Source organism: Xanthobacter sp. 91 (genome assembly GCF_000702385.1).
GTDB classification, from domain to species: domain Bacteria; phylum Pseudomonadota; class Alphaproteobacteria; order Rhizobiales; family Xanthobacteraceae; genus Xanthobacter; species Xanthobacter aminoxidans.
The window spans coordinates 3,609,224-3,622,001 of record NZ_JNIB01000001.1 but is presented as its reverse complement, the minus strand read 5'-3'; the positions used below and the strand labels follow the sequence as shown (position 1 = coordinate 3,622,001).

12 protein-coding genes are annotated in these 12,778 nt (G+C 68.8%); 9 read left to right on the top strand and 3 right to left on the bottom strand.

The features are described 5' to 3' along the window. The first annotated feature begins 152 nt into the window (after window positions 1–152). Entirely contained in the window at window positions 153–1,073 is a 921-nt protein-coding gene (locus tag A37E_RS0116995; RefSeq protein ID WP_029557710.1) for a LysR substrate-binding domain-containing protein, read from the top strand. Between the two features lie 87 nt (window positions 1,074–1,160). On the opposite strand, the gene A37E_RS0116990 is transcribed toward A37E_RS0116995, so the two are convergent. Continuing rightward, complete coding sequence (locus A37E_RS0116990) at window positions 1,161–3,122, bottom strand: sigma-54-dependent Fis family transcriptional regulator (RefSeq protein WP_029557709.1); 1,962 nt, start codon at window positions 3,120–3,122, stop codon at window positions 1,161–1,163. Between the two features lie 405 nt (window positions 3,123–3,527). Here A37E_RS0116990 and A37E_RS0116985 point away from each other — a divergent pair, with 405 nt between their 5' ends. The 6 genes from A37E_RS0116985 to A37E_RS0116960 all read left to right on the top strand — a co-directional run bounded on the left by A37E_RS0116985 (window position 3,528) and on the right by A37E_RS0116960 (window position 9,069). Continuing rightward, window positions 3,528–4,550 (top strand): thiamine pyrophosphate-dependent dehydrogenase E1 component subunit alpha, encoded by a 1,023-nt coding sequence (locus tag A37E_RS0116985; RefSeq protein ID WP_280938447.1) that lies wholly within the window; start codon window positions 3,528–3,530, stop codon window positions 4,548–4,550. A 47-nt stretch (window positions 4,551–4,597) separates the two neighbouring features. Beyond that, window positions 4,598–5,620 (top strand): alpha-ketoacid dehydrogenase subunit beta, encoded by a 1,023-nt coding sequence (locus A37E_RS0116980; protein ID WP_029557707.1) that lies wholly within the window; start codon window positions 4,598–4,600, stop codon window positions 5,618–5,620. A gap of 19 nt (window positions 5,621–5,639) precedes the next feature. Continuing rightward, window positions 5,640–6,758, top strand: a complete 1,119-nt coding sequence (locus A37E_RS0116975) for an acetoin dehydrogenase dihydrolipoyllysine-residue acetyltransferase subunit (protein ID WP_029557706.1) — start codon at window positions 5,640–5,642, stop codon at window positions 6,756–6,758. Between the two features lie 61 nt (window positions 6,759–6,819). Then, window positions 6,820–7,605, top strand: coding sequence for a glucose 1-dehydrogenase (locus A37E_RS0116970; protein ID WP_029557705.1), 786 nt, complete (start codon window positions 6,820–6,822; stop codon window positions 7,603–7,605). A gap of 9 nt (window positions 7,606–7,614) precedes the next feature. After that, window positions 7,615–7,965 carry a carboxymuconolactone decarboxylase family protein gene (locus A37E_RS0116965; RefSeq protein ID WP_024279895.1) on the top strand — a complete coding sequence of 117 codons (351 nt, stop codon included), beginning with the start codon at window positions 7,615–7,617 and terminating at the stop codon, window positions 7,963–7,965. Window positions 7,966–8,001: 36 nt separating this feature from the next. Then, window positions 8,002–9,069, top strand: a complete 1,068-nt coding sequence (locus A37E_RS0116960) for a 2,3-butanediol dehydrogenase (RefSeq protein WP_029557704.1) — start codon at window positions 8,002–8,004, stop codon at window positions 9,067–9,069. Window positions 9,070–9,132: 63 nt separating this feature from the next. Here the strand turns inward: A37E_RS0116960 and A37E_RS0116955 are convergent, their stop codons facing one another. Further along, window positions 9,133–9,909: an SDR family NAD(P)-dependent oxidoreductase gene (locus A37E_RS0116955; protein WP_029557703.1), complete on the bottom strand. Its 777-nt coding sequence runs from the start codon at window positions 9,907–9,909 to the stop codon at window positions 9,133–9,135. Window positions 9,910–10,086: 177 nt separating this feature from the next. Here A37E_RS0116955 and A37E_RS0116950 point away from each other — a divergent pair, with 177 nt between their 5' ends. Further along, window positions 10,087–10,836 (top strand): SDR family oxidoreductase, encoded by a 750-nt coding sequence (locus A37E_RS0116950; protein ID WP_029557702.1) that lies wholly within the window; start codon window positions 10,087–10,089, stop codon window positions 10,834–10,836. A 16-nt stretch (window positions 10,837–10,852) separates the two neighbouring features. Here the strand turns inward: A37E_RS0116950 and A37E_RS0116945 are convergent, their stop codons facing one another. Continuing rightward, window positions 10,853–11,674 carry an IclR family transcriptional regulator gene (locus A37E_RS0116945; protein ID WP_029557701.1) on the bottom strand — a complete coding sequence of 274 codons (822 nt, stop codon included), beginning with the start codon at window positions 11,672–11,674 and terminating at the stop codon, window positions 10,853–10,855. A 331-nt stretch (window positions 11,675–12,005) separates the two neighbouring features. Here A37E_RS0116945 and A37E_RS0116940 point away from each other — a divergent pair, with 331 nt between their 5' ends. Then, window positions 12,006–12,749: an SDR family NAD(P)-dependent oxidoreductase gene (locus tag A37E_RS0116940; protein WP_051679121.1), complete on the top strand. Its 744-nt coding sequence runs from the start codon at window positions 12,006–12,008 to the stop codon at window positions 12,747–12,749. Window positions 12,750–12,778 lie beyond the last annotated feature (29 nt).

Genomic DNA, 12,778 nt, shown 5'->3' with positions numbered 1-12,778 from the left:
CGGGACGCCGCGCAGGTGGCTGCCCGGGCTTAGAGCTGACGTGCGCCATTAGGCGCTGGGAGGCGGCAGGAACAATCGATTTGTTGTCCGCCGGATGTGAGCTAAACTCACATCTTTGATGCTGCATTGCAGCGAAACCGAGCCTTCAACTGATGTCTCAACAGCCGAGCCACCCCTTGCCATCATTGGTGGCGCTGCGCGCGTTCGAGGCCACGGCGCGGCACCGGAGCATGAGCCGGGCCGCGGAGGAATTGTGCGTCACGCACGGGGCCGTCAGCCGCCATGTGAAGGCGCTGGAAGCGACCCTCGGCGTGCAGTTGCTGGCCCGCCGGGGTACCGCCACCGATCCGACGCCCGAGGGCCAGCGCCTCGCCGAGGGGCTGACGACCGCTTTCGGGGTGATCCATGCCACGCTTGAGCGGGTGCGGCCGGGGCCGCTGACCCTCTCCTGCTCGGCCTCCATCATGCTGTGCTGGCTCATCCCGCGCATGGCGGGGTTTCACCGCCGCAATCCGGACGTGCAGGTGGAGCTGAACATGAATTACGACAAGGTGGATTTCAGCCGCGACAACATCTCGCTGGCGATCCGCTCCTCCACCATCCCGCCGCCACGCGATGCCATCATCCGCGAACTGGGGGCAGAGTGGATCGGGCCGGTCTGCGCCCCCGACTATCTTGCCGCCATGCCGCTGGCGACGCCGGATGATCTGGCGCGCGCGCACCTTCTGGCCACCAACACCCGGCCGGAGGCGTGGCGGGACTGGGCCGAGGCGACCGGCAACGGCGACCTCACCCTCAAGGCGCAGCGCAGCTTCGATCATTTCTATCTGCTCATCCAGGCGGCGGCCTGCGGCCTCGGCGTTGCGGTGGTGCCGCACATGCTGGCGCTGAGCGAACTGCAATCCGGCCGGCTGGTGGCGCCGTTCGGCTTCACGCCCGGCGCGCGGCACCTCAGGCTGTGGATCTCGCCGCAGGCGGCCATCCGCGCCGAACTGAGGGCGCTCGAAGCGTGGCTCGTAGGCGAGATGGCGACATTCGGCGCGGCGCCCCGGCCGGCGCGTGGCGGAGCCTGACCTCAGGTCGGCTTAGAGCAATGAGATCCATTCAGGGACCGCCGAAGCGGGCCATCGCGCATCCCCCCTTTGCACGCGTGGTTCGCCCTAGACGCGGCGCGCGATGCCGTAGCGGCGCATGCGGCGGTGGATCGTGGTGCGGTCCACACCGAGGTCGCGGGCGACGGCGGAGATGTTCCAGCTCCGCGCCCGCAGGGCGGCGAGGAGCCGGTCGTGGGCGATCTCCCCCTCCCCTGATGGGAAGGCGGGCGACAGGGCAGCCGCGCCCGCCTCGTGCGGGGCGTCAGCCTCGCGCAGGCGTTCGGGAAGGTCTTCCCACTGGATCGTCCCCTCGGCGGCGAGCGCGCAGGCGAAATCGAGCGTGTTCATCAGCTCGCGGATATTGCCGGGCCAGCGATAGGCGCGCAGCAGATCGCGCGCGTGCGGCGACAGGCTGAAGCGGGTCTTCGCCGCTTTGCCCCGCTCCTCCAGCAGGCGCTCCACCAGCCACTCGAAATCGGCGCGGCGGCGCAGCGGCGGCAATGTCAGGACGGCGCCGCTCAGGCGGAAATAGAGGTCTTCGCGGAAGCGGCCGGCGTTCACCTCCGCGAGGAGATCGCGGTGGGTCGCGGCGATGACGCGGATGTTCACCGGTACCGGCCGCGTGCGACCCAACGGCGTTACCTCCCGCTCCGCCAGCACGCGCAGGAGGCGGGTCTGGAGGGTCAGCGGCATGTCGCCAATCTCGTCCAGGAACAGCGTGCCGCCGTCCGCCTCCAGCACGAGCCCCTTGCGGCCGCGTGCGACGGCGCCAGTGAAGGCACCGGCCTCGTAGCCGAACAATTCGCCCTCGATCAACGTCTCCGGCAGCGCCGCGCAGTTCACCGCCACGAAGGGCCGCGCGGAGCGGGCGCCGGCGGCGTGGATGGCCTTGGCGAGGAATTCCTTGCCGGTGCCCGTCTCGCCGCAGACGATGAGGTTCATCTGGGTGTTCACGAGCCGCGCCGCGCGGGCCGTCACTGTCGCCATGGCCGCATCACCGCCGTGGAGGCCGGCGAGCGGTGCCGGCAGGCTCGGCGGGGCGGCCGCAACCGACCGCGTGGAGATGCGGGCGGGCAGCTGGCAATGGGCGAACATGGGCGTCCCCGTGCCGGCAAGGCGGACCATACGCTGCGCCACGGGGCTCGCCGGGCCGAGGCGCGGCAGGTCGTCGATGGCGATCTCGATGAACTCGCTCAGGCGGCGCCCCACCAGAGGCCGCACGGCATCGGCCGGCGGGCGTGCCTCCAGCTCGCGCCGCAGCAGCGCGCGGGCCTTGCTGTTGAAACCGGCGATGCACCCGGCACTGTCCACCGCCAGCACATAAGGCGGGTCCACATCGGCGAATTCGGGCGAGGGCGCGAGGCGCAGGATGAACTCGCCCCGGAAGCGATTGAGCAGGTTCGCCGTCTCGATCTTGTGGGCGACCGACTTTACCAGCTGGAGCGCGAGGAGTTGGCTCTCCTTCGGCTGGGGGGAGCGCAGCGCCGAGATGTCGAGCACGGCGGCGAGCGCACCGGAGGGATCGAACACGGGCGCCGCCGTGCAGGTGAGCGGGATGTGGGTCGCGTCGAAATGATCGGTCTGATGGACCACCAACGCCTCGCCGGTGGCGATGCAGGTGCCCACGGCGCAGGTGCCCGCGCTCGGCTCCTTCCAGTCGGCGCCGAGATAGAGGCCGGCGCGCATGAGGGTGGCGTCGAAGGTGGGATCGCCGATGAAGTCCACGGTGATGCCCTTGGCATCGGTGAGCAGCAGCACGTAGCCGAGCCCCGCCACGTCCCGATAGAGCGTCTCCACCCCGAAGCGCGCGGTGTGGGTGAATTCGTCCATGGCGTCCTGATGCTCGCGCAGCTGCGTCGAGGGCAGGATCAGCGGCTCGCGCAACACCACCGGATCGAGACGGTGCTCGCTGACGCAGCGCTGCCAGGACTTCATGATGACGGGATCGCGCGTGCCGCGTGACGGCACGGGCAAGCCGCTCGCCGCGCGCATGAGCTCGTCGATATGCGCGACCTGCTCCTGTCGCATGACGATCCTCCCAGATCGTTTTTTATTGTGCGCGAGTGTTGCCGCGAAATGGAGCGCCCGCAAGCCTTTCCGAGGGTCAGGGATGTGTCGGCGCAATCCATGGTGAGGGCCAAGCTGCAACACCTGTGGCACGCGCGGCGCCACACTTGTGGCGTCACCGCCTCAGGTACCCCTGCCCCACGCTGGCTGCACCGCCTTGTCCCGCAACGGTTTGACGCGACGGGCGCGATTGGCCCGCCCCTTGCTCATGTCCTTTCCATCAAGCCGGCGCGAAGCCGGCACTGAAGAACACGGCAAGGGAAGGAAACGTGGCCCGCTCCGCCAGAAGCGGGCCGTGAACGGGCGCGCCTGCGGCTGCCCTTCCTCCCTGCCGGTCCCGTCGATCCGAAGGAGGAGGAAAAGCCCATGTCCATCACATCGCCCATGCAGACTGCCGACGGCGCGCTGTCCAACAATCCCATTCCGCTGGAGAAGGATGCTCTGCTCGCGGCCTACCGCACCATGCGGACCATCCGCGATTTCGAGGAGCGGCTGCACGTGGAATTCGCCAAGGGCGACATCCCCGGCTTCGTCCACCTCTATGCCGGCGAGGAGGCCTGCGCCACCGGCATCATGATGCACCTCACCGACAGCGACCGCATCGCCTCCACCCATCGCGGCCACGGGCACTGCATCGCCAAGGGCGTGGACGTGGAGGAGATGATGGCCGAGATCTACGGCAAGTCGTCCGGCTCGTGCCGCGGCAAGGGCGGCTCCATGCACATCGCCGATCTGTCCAAGGGGATGATGGGCGCCAACGGCATCCTCGGCGCCGGTGCGCCGCTCATCTGCGGCGCTGCGCTCGCCGCCAAGTGCCGCGGCGACGGCGGCGTGGGCATCACCTTCTTCGGCGACGGCGCGGCCAACCAGGGCACGGTTCTCGAAAGCATGAACCTCGCCGCCGTCTGGAACTTGCCGGTGATCTTCGTGCTGGAGAACAACGGATACGCGGAGGCGACGTCGGTTACTTACGCAACGGGCGTGGACAACTTCCTCGACCGCGCCCACGGCTTCGGCCTGCCGGGCGTCAGCGTGGACGGCACGGATTTCTTCGCCGTGCACAAGGCGGCCGGCGAACTGATCGCCAAGGCGCGCGCGGGCGGCGGGCCGGCGCTGCTCGAATGCAAGATGGTGCGCTTCTACGGCCATTTCGAGGGCGACAGCCAGACCTACAAGGCCAAGGGCGAGAACGACTTCAACCGCCTCAACCGCGACTGCTTGAAGATCTTCGCCGATCGCGTGACGGCGGCGGGCATCGTCTCCGATGCCGAGATCGCGCTCATGGACCGCGAGGTGGCGAACCTCATCGACGATGCCGTGTCCTCGGCCAAGTCGGCGCCGCAGCCGACGCCGCAGGAGCTCACCAGCGACGTCTACGTCTCCTACTGAGCCACGACAGCGAACCCGCACGGCCCAACGATTTCCTGGAGGAAACCATGTCCCGCACCCTCAGCTTCAAGCTGGCGATCAACGAAGCCCTCGACCTTGAAATGCGCCGCGATCCCTCCGTCATCCTGCTCGGCGAGGATATCGTCGGCGGCTCCGGTTCGCCGGGGGAGATGGACGCCTGGGGCGGCGTGCTCGGCGTCACCAAGGGGCTCTACGGCAAGCACGGCAACCGCCTGATGGACACCCCCCTGTCCGAGAGCGCCTACATCGGCGCGGCCATCGGCGCCGCCGCCTGCGGCATGCGCCCGGTGGCGGAGCTGATGTTCCTCGACTTCATGGGCGTGTGCTTCGACCAGATCCTGAACCAGGCGGCCAAGTTCCGCTACATGTTCGGCGGCAAGGCGAAGACGCCCGTGGTCATCCGCGCCATGGTCGGTGCCGGCTTCCGCGCCGCCGCGCAGCACTCGCAGATGCTCACCCCCATGTTCACCCACGTGCCCGGGCTGAAGGTGGTGTGCCCCTCCAACGCCTATGACGCCAAGGGCCTCCTGATCCAGTCCATCCGCGACGACGATCCGGTGATCTTCTGCGAGCACAAGAACCTCTATGCCAGCGAGGCGGACGTGCCGGCCGAGCCCTACGCCATCCCCTTCGGCGAGGCGAACGTGGTGCGGGACGGGCGCGACGTGACCATCGTCAGCTACGGCCTCACCGTCCACCGGGCGCTGGAGGCGGCAGAGACCCTCTCGAAGCGCAGCGGCATCGAGGCGGAGGTGATCGACCTGCGCACCCTCTCGCCCATCGACTGGGACACGGTGATCGAGAGCGTGGAGAACACCGGCCGCCTGGTGGTGGTGGACGAGGCCAATCCGCGCTGCTCCATCGCCACGGATGTTGCGGCCTACGTGGCCCAGCAGGCCTTCGGGGCGCTGAAGGCTGCGCCGCAGATGGTGACTGCGCCACACACGCCGGTGCCGTTCTCGCCCGCGCTGGAGGACCTCTACATCCCCTCCGCCGACGCCATCGCCGCCGCCGTGCTGAAGACCCATCCCCAGGCGCTCGCCGCCTGATCGCCGGAGACATCGGACAATGACGGACACGCGCATCAAGCCCATCGTCATGCCCAAGTGGGGGCTCTCCATGGCGGAGGGCAAGGTCACGGGCTGGCTGAAACCGGAGGGCACGGCCATCGCCATCGGCGACGAGATTGTCGAGGTGGAGACCGACAAGATCGCCGGCGTGGTGGAGGCGGGCGACGCCGGCGTCCTGCGCCGGACCCTCGGCACGCCGGGCACGGTCTATCCGGTCAAGGCACTCATCGGCGTGCTGGCCGATGCGGACATTCCGGACGCCGAGATCGACGCCTTCGTCGCCGCCTTCGCGGTGCCGGAGGAGGCGGGCGCGGGGGAGGAAGCCTCGGGTCCACGCTATGAGTTCGTGGACACGCCCGCCGGCCGCCTGCGCTACGCTCGCCGAGGCGAGGGCGAGAGGATCGTGGTTCTGGTCCACGGCTTCGGCGGCGACCTCGACAACTGGCTGTTCAACATCGACGCCCTCGCCGAGGCCGCCACGGTCTATGCCCTCGACCTGCCGGGGCACGGGCAATCGGACAAGGCGGTGGGCGAGGCGAACCTCGCCTTCCTCTCCGGTGCGCTCATCGCCTTCATGGATGCGCTCGCAATTCCGCGCGCGCATCTCGTGGGCCATTCCATGGGCGGGGCGGTGGCGAGCGCCGCCGCGCTGGAGCATCCGGAGCGGGTCGCCTCCCTCGCGCTCATCGGCTCGGCCGGGCTCGGGCCGGAGATCAATTCCGGCTACACCCACGGCTTCGTCGCCGCCGGCTCACGGCGCGACATGAAGCCGGTGCTGGAGCAGTTGTTCCATGATCCGGGAACAGTGACGCGCCAGTTGATCGAGGATATCCTCAAGTACAAGCGCCTCGACGGCGTGGACAGCGCGCTGACCGCCCTCTCCGCCAATCTCTTCCCCGCCGAGCGGCAGACCCATGTGCTGGCCGACAGGCTGAAGCAGACCGACGCGCCCATCCTCGTGGTGTGGGGCGAGACCGACCGCGTCATTCCCGCCGCCCATGCCGGCGCGCTGGAAGGCCGCGCCACCGTGGAGGTGCTGCCCGGCGCCGGCCACATGGTGCAGATGGAGAAATCCGGCCGGGTGAACGAGCTGCTGCTCGACCACCTCAAGCGCTGACCGCCTGAAACCCCGCAACGACAAGCGCCGGCGCGCCAGGGTGACCGGCGAAGGAGGACACATGTCCGATCTCAAGGACAAGAGCATCATCATCACCGGAGCGGCCGGCGGCATCGGCGCCGCCATCGCCAGGGCCCTCGCGGAGGACGGCGCGCGCATCGTCGTCGCCGACCTTTCAGAGGCGGCAGCGACGAAGGTGGCGAACGAGATCACCGCCAAGGGCGGCACCGCCATCGCCGTGCCCGTGGACGTGCGCGAGCGGCCACAGGTGCGTGCGCTCATCGACAAGGCTGTCGCTGCCTTCGGGCGGCTCGACGTGCTGTTCAACAATGCCGGCGTCGCCCAGACGCGCCCCTTCCTCGACATCACCGAGGAGGACTGGCGCTTCGTCACCGATGTGAATGCGCTCGGCGTGCTCATCGGCATGCAGGAAGCGGTGAAGACGTTCCGCAAGCAGGGCGGCGGCGGCAAGATCATCAACACCGCCTCCATCGCCGCCAAGCAGGGCTACGAGCCCCTGGCCCATTACTGCGCCAGCAAGTTCGCGGTGGTGGCCATGACCCAGGCCGCCGCCCGCGCCTTCGGCAAGGAGGGCATCACCGCCAATGCCTTCTGCCCCGGCGTGGTGGCCACCGACATGTGGAAGGTGATCGACAAGGGCTTCCGCGACAGCGGCCTGACCCACGGCGAGAACGAGGCGTTCGAGACCTTCGCGGCCGGCGCCGTGCTGGGCCGCGCCTCGCGCCCGGACGATCTCGTCGGCGTCGCCCGCTTCCTCGCCTCGTCCCAATCCGACTTCATGACCGGCCAGTCCCTGCTCGTGGACGGCGGCATGGTCTTCACCTGAGGAAATGCCATGACATCTTCCGTGCCCCAGCAATTGAGAGAGATGAACCAGCGTTTCGGCGCCCTTGCCAAGGCGGCGCCGCAGGTGATGACGGCCTTCCGCGGTCTCATGGGTGAGGCGTCGAAGTCCGGCGCCGTGCCGGCCAAGATGAAGGAGCTGGTGGCCCTCGCCATCGCCGTCCACCAGGGCTGCGCGGACTGCATCGTGTTCCACGCCGCCAATGCGCGGAGCCACGGCGCCACCCGCGCGGAAGTGGCCGAGATCCTCGGCGTGTGCATCGAGATGGGCGGCGGGCCGTCCGCCGTCTATGCGGGCAAGGCGCTGGAGGCGTTCGACGCGCTGGCCACCGAGCCGGCCTGACCAACCATCAAGAACAGACACAAGGGAGAAACGCCCATGAAGGCCGCCCGCTTCCACGCCAAGCGCGACGTGCGCGTCGAGGACATCGCCGAACCGCCCGCCCCCGGCCCCCGCCAGGTCGTCATCCGCAACAGCTTCTGCGGCATCTGCGGCACCGACCTGCACGAATACGCCGCCGGCCCCATCTTCATCCCAACCGAGCCGCATCCCTACACCGGCGCGAAGCTGCCGCAGGTGCTGGGCCATGAATTTGGCGGCACCGTCGTCGCCATCGGCAGGGAGGTGACGAACGTGAAGGTGGGCGACCGGGTTTCGGTGCAGCCCATGGTGTCGCCGCGCGACGACTATTTCGGCACGCGCGGCCTCTACCAGCTCTCTGAGAGCCTCGCCATCATCGGCCTCGGCTGGCAATGGGGCGGCATGGCGGAATACGCGTTGGTGAACGACTACAACGTCTTCGCCATGCCGGATTTCGTCAGCGACGAGCAGGCGGCGCTGGTGGAGCCCACGGCGGTCACCGTCTATGCCGCCGAGCGTGGCGGGGTGAAGCCGGGATCGAGCGTGCTGGTCACCGGTGCCGGACCCATCGGGCAGTTGCAGGTGCTGGCGGCGCGGGCGGCGGGGGCGACGCAGATCTTCCTCTCCGACACCAACGACAACCGCCTCGCCATGGCGCGGGCCATCCTGCCTGATGTCATCACCCTCAACCCGAAGCGGGACGCGGTGGCCGATGCCATCCGCGACCAGACCGAGGGCCATGTGGGCGTGGACGTGGCGCTCGAATGCGTGGGCGCCGAGGCGGCGCTCGCCACCTGCATCGACGCGGTGCGCCGGCAGGGCGTGGTGGTGCAGGTGGGGCTGCATGTGGGCAAGCCGGCGGTGGACGGCTTCACCGTCACCTTCAAGGACATCGATGTACGCGGCTCGTGGTGCTACACGACCCTCATGTGGCCGAAGGTGGCGGCGCTGATCGGCAAGGGTCTGCTGCCGGCGGAAAAGGTCGTTACCCGCCGCATCCGCCTCGACGAGGTGGTGGCAAACGGCTTCGAAGCCCTCCTCGCCCCCGCCGGGCAGGAGCTGAAGATCCTCATCGACCTGCGCTGACGCCCGGAAGACCCGCTCCGTGACGAGGGCATCGCGCAGCTGCCTGCGCGATGCCCCGCCCCCTCAATAGATGCCGGTTTCCACGGCCACGCGCCGATAGCTCGCGCCGGCCGTGAAGCCGCCGTCGATCACGAAGTCCTCGCCCGTGATGAAAGCCGAGCGATCCGAGGCAAGGAACAGCACCAGCTCGGCGATCTCCTCCGGCGTGCCGCTGCGGCCCATGGGCGTCATGCCGATCATGGGCTGAAGGTGCGGGCTCGCGGCGTTGAGGGCCGTCACCACGAGGCCGGGGCACACGGCGTTCACGCGGATGCGGCGCGCGGCATATTCCATGGCGGCGCTACGGGTGAGGCCGCGCAGGCCCCATTTGCTGGCTGTATAGGCCGGGTCGTAATGCCCGGAAAAGGCGCTGTTCGACGAGATGTTGACGATGGCACCACCGCCGGTCTCCTCCATCAGCGGCACCGCCGCCCGGATGCCGAGGAAGGCGCCGGTGAGGTTGACCTTGAGCACCCGCTCCCAGGCATCCGGCTCGGTGGCGGAGACGGTGCTGCGGTTGATGATGCCGGCATTGTTGATGAGGATGTCGAGCCGCCCCTTCCAGCCGCGCACCTCTTCCACCGCCTGAGCCCAGGCCTCGGGATCTGTCACGTCGAGGGTGCGGAAGCGGGCGTCGATGCCCTCGGCCGAAAGCTCCGCCACGAACGCCTCGCCCTCGGGCACCAGCACGTCGCAGACCAGCACCGCCGCGCCTTCGCGCCCCAGACGCCGGGACTCGGCCGCGCCCTGCCCCCGCGCGCCCCCGGTGACGATGGCGACGCGCCCCTCCAGCTCCGTCATGGTTTTCTCCCGGCTTTATCGTTCGCGGCCGGCTGGCCTCCGGTCGCGCATCCGCCCCCGAATACCCCTTGCCACTGTTTCTAGAATAAACTAAAAATCGCATAATACGAGATTAATTGTCGTTCAAGCGATCACCGGACGCGCGCGGCGCAGAATCCGGGACGGGGGAGGAACGGAATGCTCGACGGGAAGGTCACCCTCATCACGGGAGCGGGCATCGGAATCGGCCGGTGCGCGGCGGAGCTGTTCGCGCGGAACGGCGCGCGCATCGTCGTCGCCGAGATCAATGCAGAGGCGGGAGAAGAGACGGCGGCGCGCATCCATGCGGCCGGCGGCGACGCCCTGTTCGTGCGCACCGACGTGACCGACGCGGCAAGCGTGGAAGCGGCGGTTGCCGCGGCGGTCGCGCACTATGGCCGGCTCGACGTGATCTACAACAATGCCGGCGGTTCCACGACCCGCGACAGCGACCTCACCCGCGCGCCGGACGACGAATTCTGGCGGGCCATGACGCTCGATCTGCACGGCACCTGGCTCGTCAGCCGCTTCGGCATTCCCGAGCTCATCAAAGGCGGCGGCGGCGCCGTGGTCAATGCGGCGTCCGTGGTGGCCCTGATGGGCTGGCCGGGCAAGGATGCCTACACCGCCGCCAAGGGCGCGGTGGCTGCACTCACCCGCTCCATGGCCGTGGAATATGCGCCCCACAATATCCGCGTGAACGCGGTGGCGCCGGGCGTCACCCGTACGCCGCGGGTGGTGGCGCAACTTGAGCAGCTGGAGACGACCCAGCGGCTCACTGCCGCCCACCTCCTGGGCATGGTGGAGCCGGAGCATGTGGCGCAGGCGGCGCTGTTCCTCGCGTCCGATGCCTCGGGCCGGACCACCGGGCATGTGCTGCCCGTGGACAGCGGCCTCTCCATCTCCTGACCTCTGGCGTGGCGGCTCACTCCACGGATGAGGCGTCCTCGGGAACGGGGCTGCGGATCTTGCGCGGGCGTGCCGCCCGCTGGGCCGGCCGCACGCCCGCCTCCCCGGCGATGGCGCTGGTGATGCGGGCAGCGAGAGTCTTGATCTCGGCCACCAGTTCTTCCTTGCCCGCGCTCTGGAAGCGCGCCTCCGGCAGCGCGAACACCACGCTGCCGAGAACGCGCCGCTCGGCATCGAACACCGGGGCGCCGATGCCCACGAGATCGGGGATCACCTCGCCGCGCGTTATGCAGTAACCGTCGCGGCGCAGGCGCGACATGTTGGAGCGGAACTGCTCCCAGTTCTCGCCGAGGCCCGCCTCGCGCACCAGTTCCCCGTGCCAGAGCATGATGTTGCGCAGCTGGTAGGGTGTGAGGTGGGCGAGGATGGTCTTGGCCATGGCACCGCGGAACATGGGCATGGGACGGCCGCGCTCGTAATATTCCGGCACCGAACGCTCGGGCCACACGATGTCGGCGCACATGACCTTGTCGCCGTAATAGCTGCACAGCATCACGTTGATGCCGAGCCGCGCGCTCACGTCCCGCATCGGCCCGCCAGCGCGGGTCAGCAGCGGGTCGGCGCGGCGCACGAGGCGATCGAGCTCGATGATGCGCGGGCCGAGCACATAGCTGCCGCCCGTGGTGGGGGCGAGCAGGCCCGAATCGCACAGGGACTGGGTGTAGCGATAAGCGGTGGCGCGGGAGGCGCCGGCCGCCTGCACGTCTTCGAGCTGGATGCTCATGCGGTCCTCATCGAAAAGGTCCAGCACCTTCAGCATCTTGTCGAGACTGCTCATGCAGCGTCCCTTCGGCTCGCGGCGTTATGCGCCCCGAGGCGCAGCACCTGTCGCGGCATTATAGGGCCGCACGCTCGCGGATTGAAATTTGCGAGCAGTTTCAAATCCGCGCAGCCCACCGTCGTTTAGGCGCCACCCGCGCGGGACTGCCACCCGTCGGAGCCCTCCGGAAACCTGACCGTTGCAGGCTGGGAGCGATTGACAGACATCAAGATACAGAAATAGTCTCATATTACGAGAATAATCTACAACACGGAAACGCCATGCCCCATCCAGAAAAGGCCCCCAGCCGGGCCCATGTCACGTTTGCACATCCTCTGGAGGGCGACCGATGACATCCCGCGCGCCTTACGATCTTTCCGGCATGCGCATCCTGCTCACGGGCGCGGCCGGCGGCATCGGGCGGGCGACGGCGTATCTGTGCGCGCGCCTTGGCGCCGAGATGGTGCTGACCGATGCGGGCGATGCGCCCGGCCTTGTGGATGAACTCGCCCGCGATCACGGCCAAACCCACGCTTACGCCGCCTGCGACGTGCGCGATCGTGCGGCGGTCGAGACCCTGTGCCGGGAGGCCGGGCCGCTCGACGCCGCCGTGCTGAATGCCGGCATCTTTCCGCAGGAGCAGTGGCTGGCCGACGACTGGGACGACCTTTTCCATGAGGTGATGGCGGTGAACGTGGCGGGGCCTGCGCACTTCGCCCGCGCCCTCGTTCCCGCCATGAAAGCGCGGGGCAACGGCCGCATCGTGCTGCTCGGCTCCGTCGCCGCCCACACCGGCGGCACCTATGCCCATTCGCCGGTGAGCTATGCCGCCTCCAAGGGCGCGATCCACACCTTCGTGCGCTGGCTGGCGCGTCGCGCCGCACCGGAAGTGCTGGTGAATGCGGTGGCGCCCGGCTCCACCCTCACGCGCATGGTGGCGACCGCCGATCCGAAGGCGCTGGAGGCGATGCCGGTCCCGCGCTTCGGCCGACCGGAAGAGATCGCCTGGCCCATCGCCTTCCTCTGCTCCCCCGGCGCCAGCTTCGTCTGCGGTGCCATCCTGGATGTGAACGGCGGCGCCTACATGGGCTAAAGGCGCGGGGCGCAGATGGTCTCGCCCCC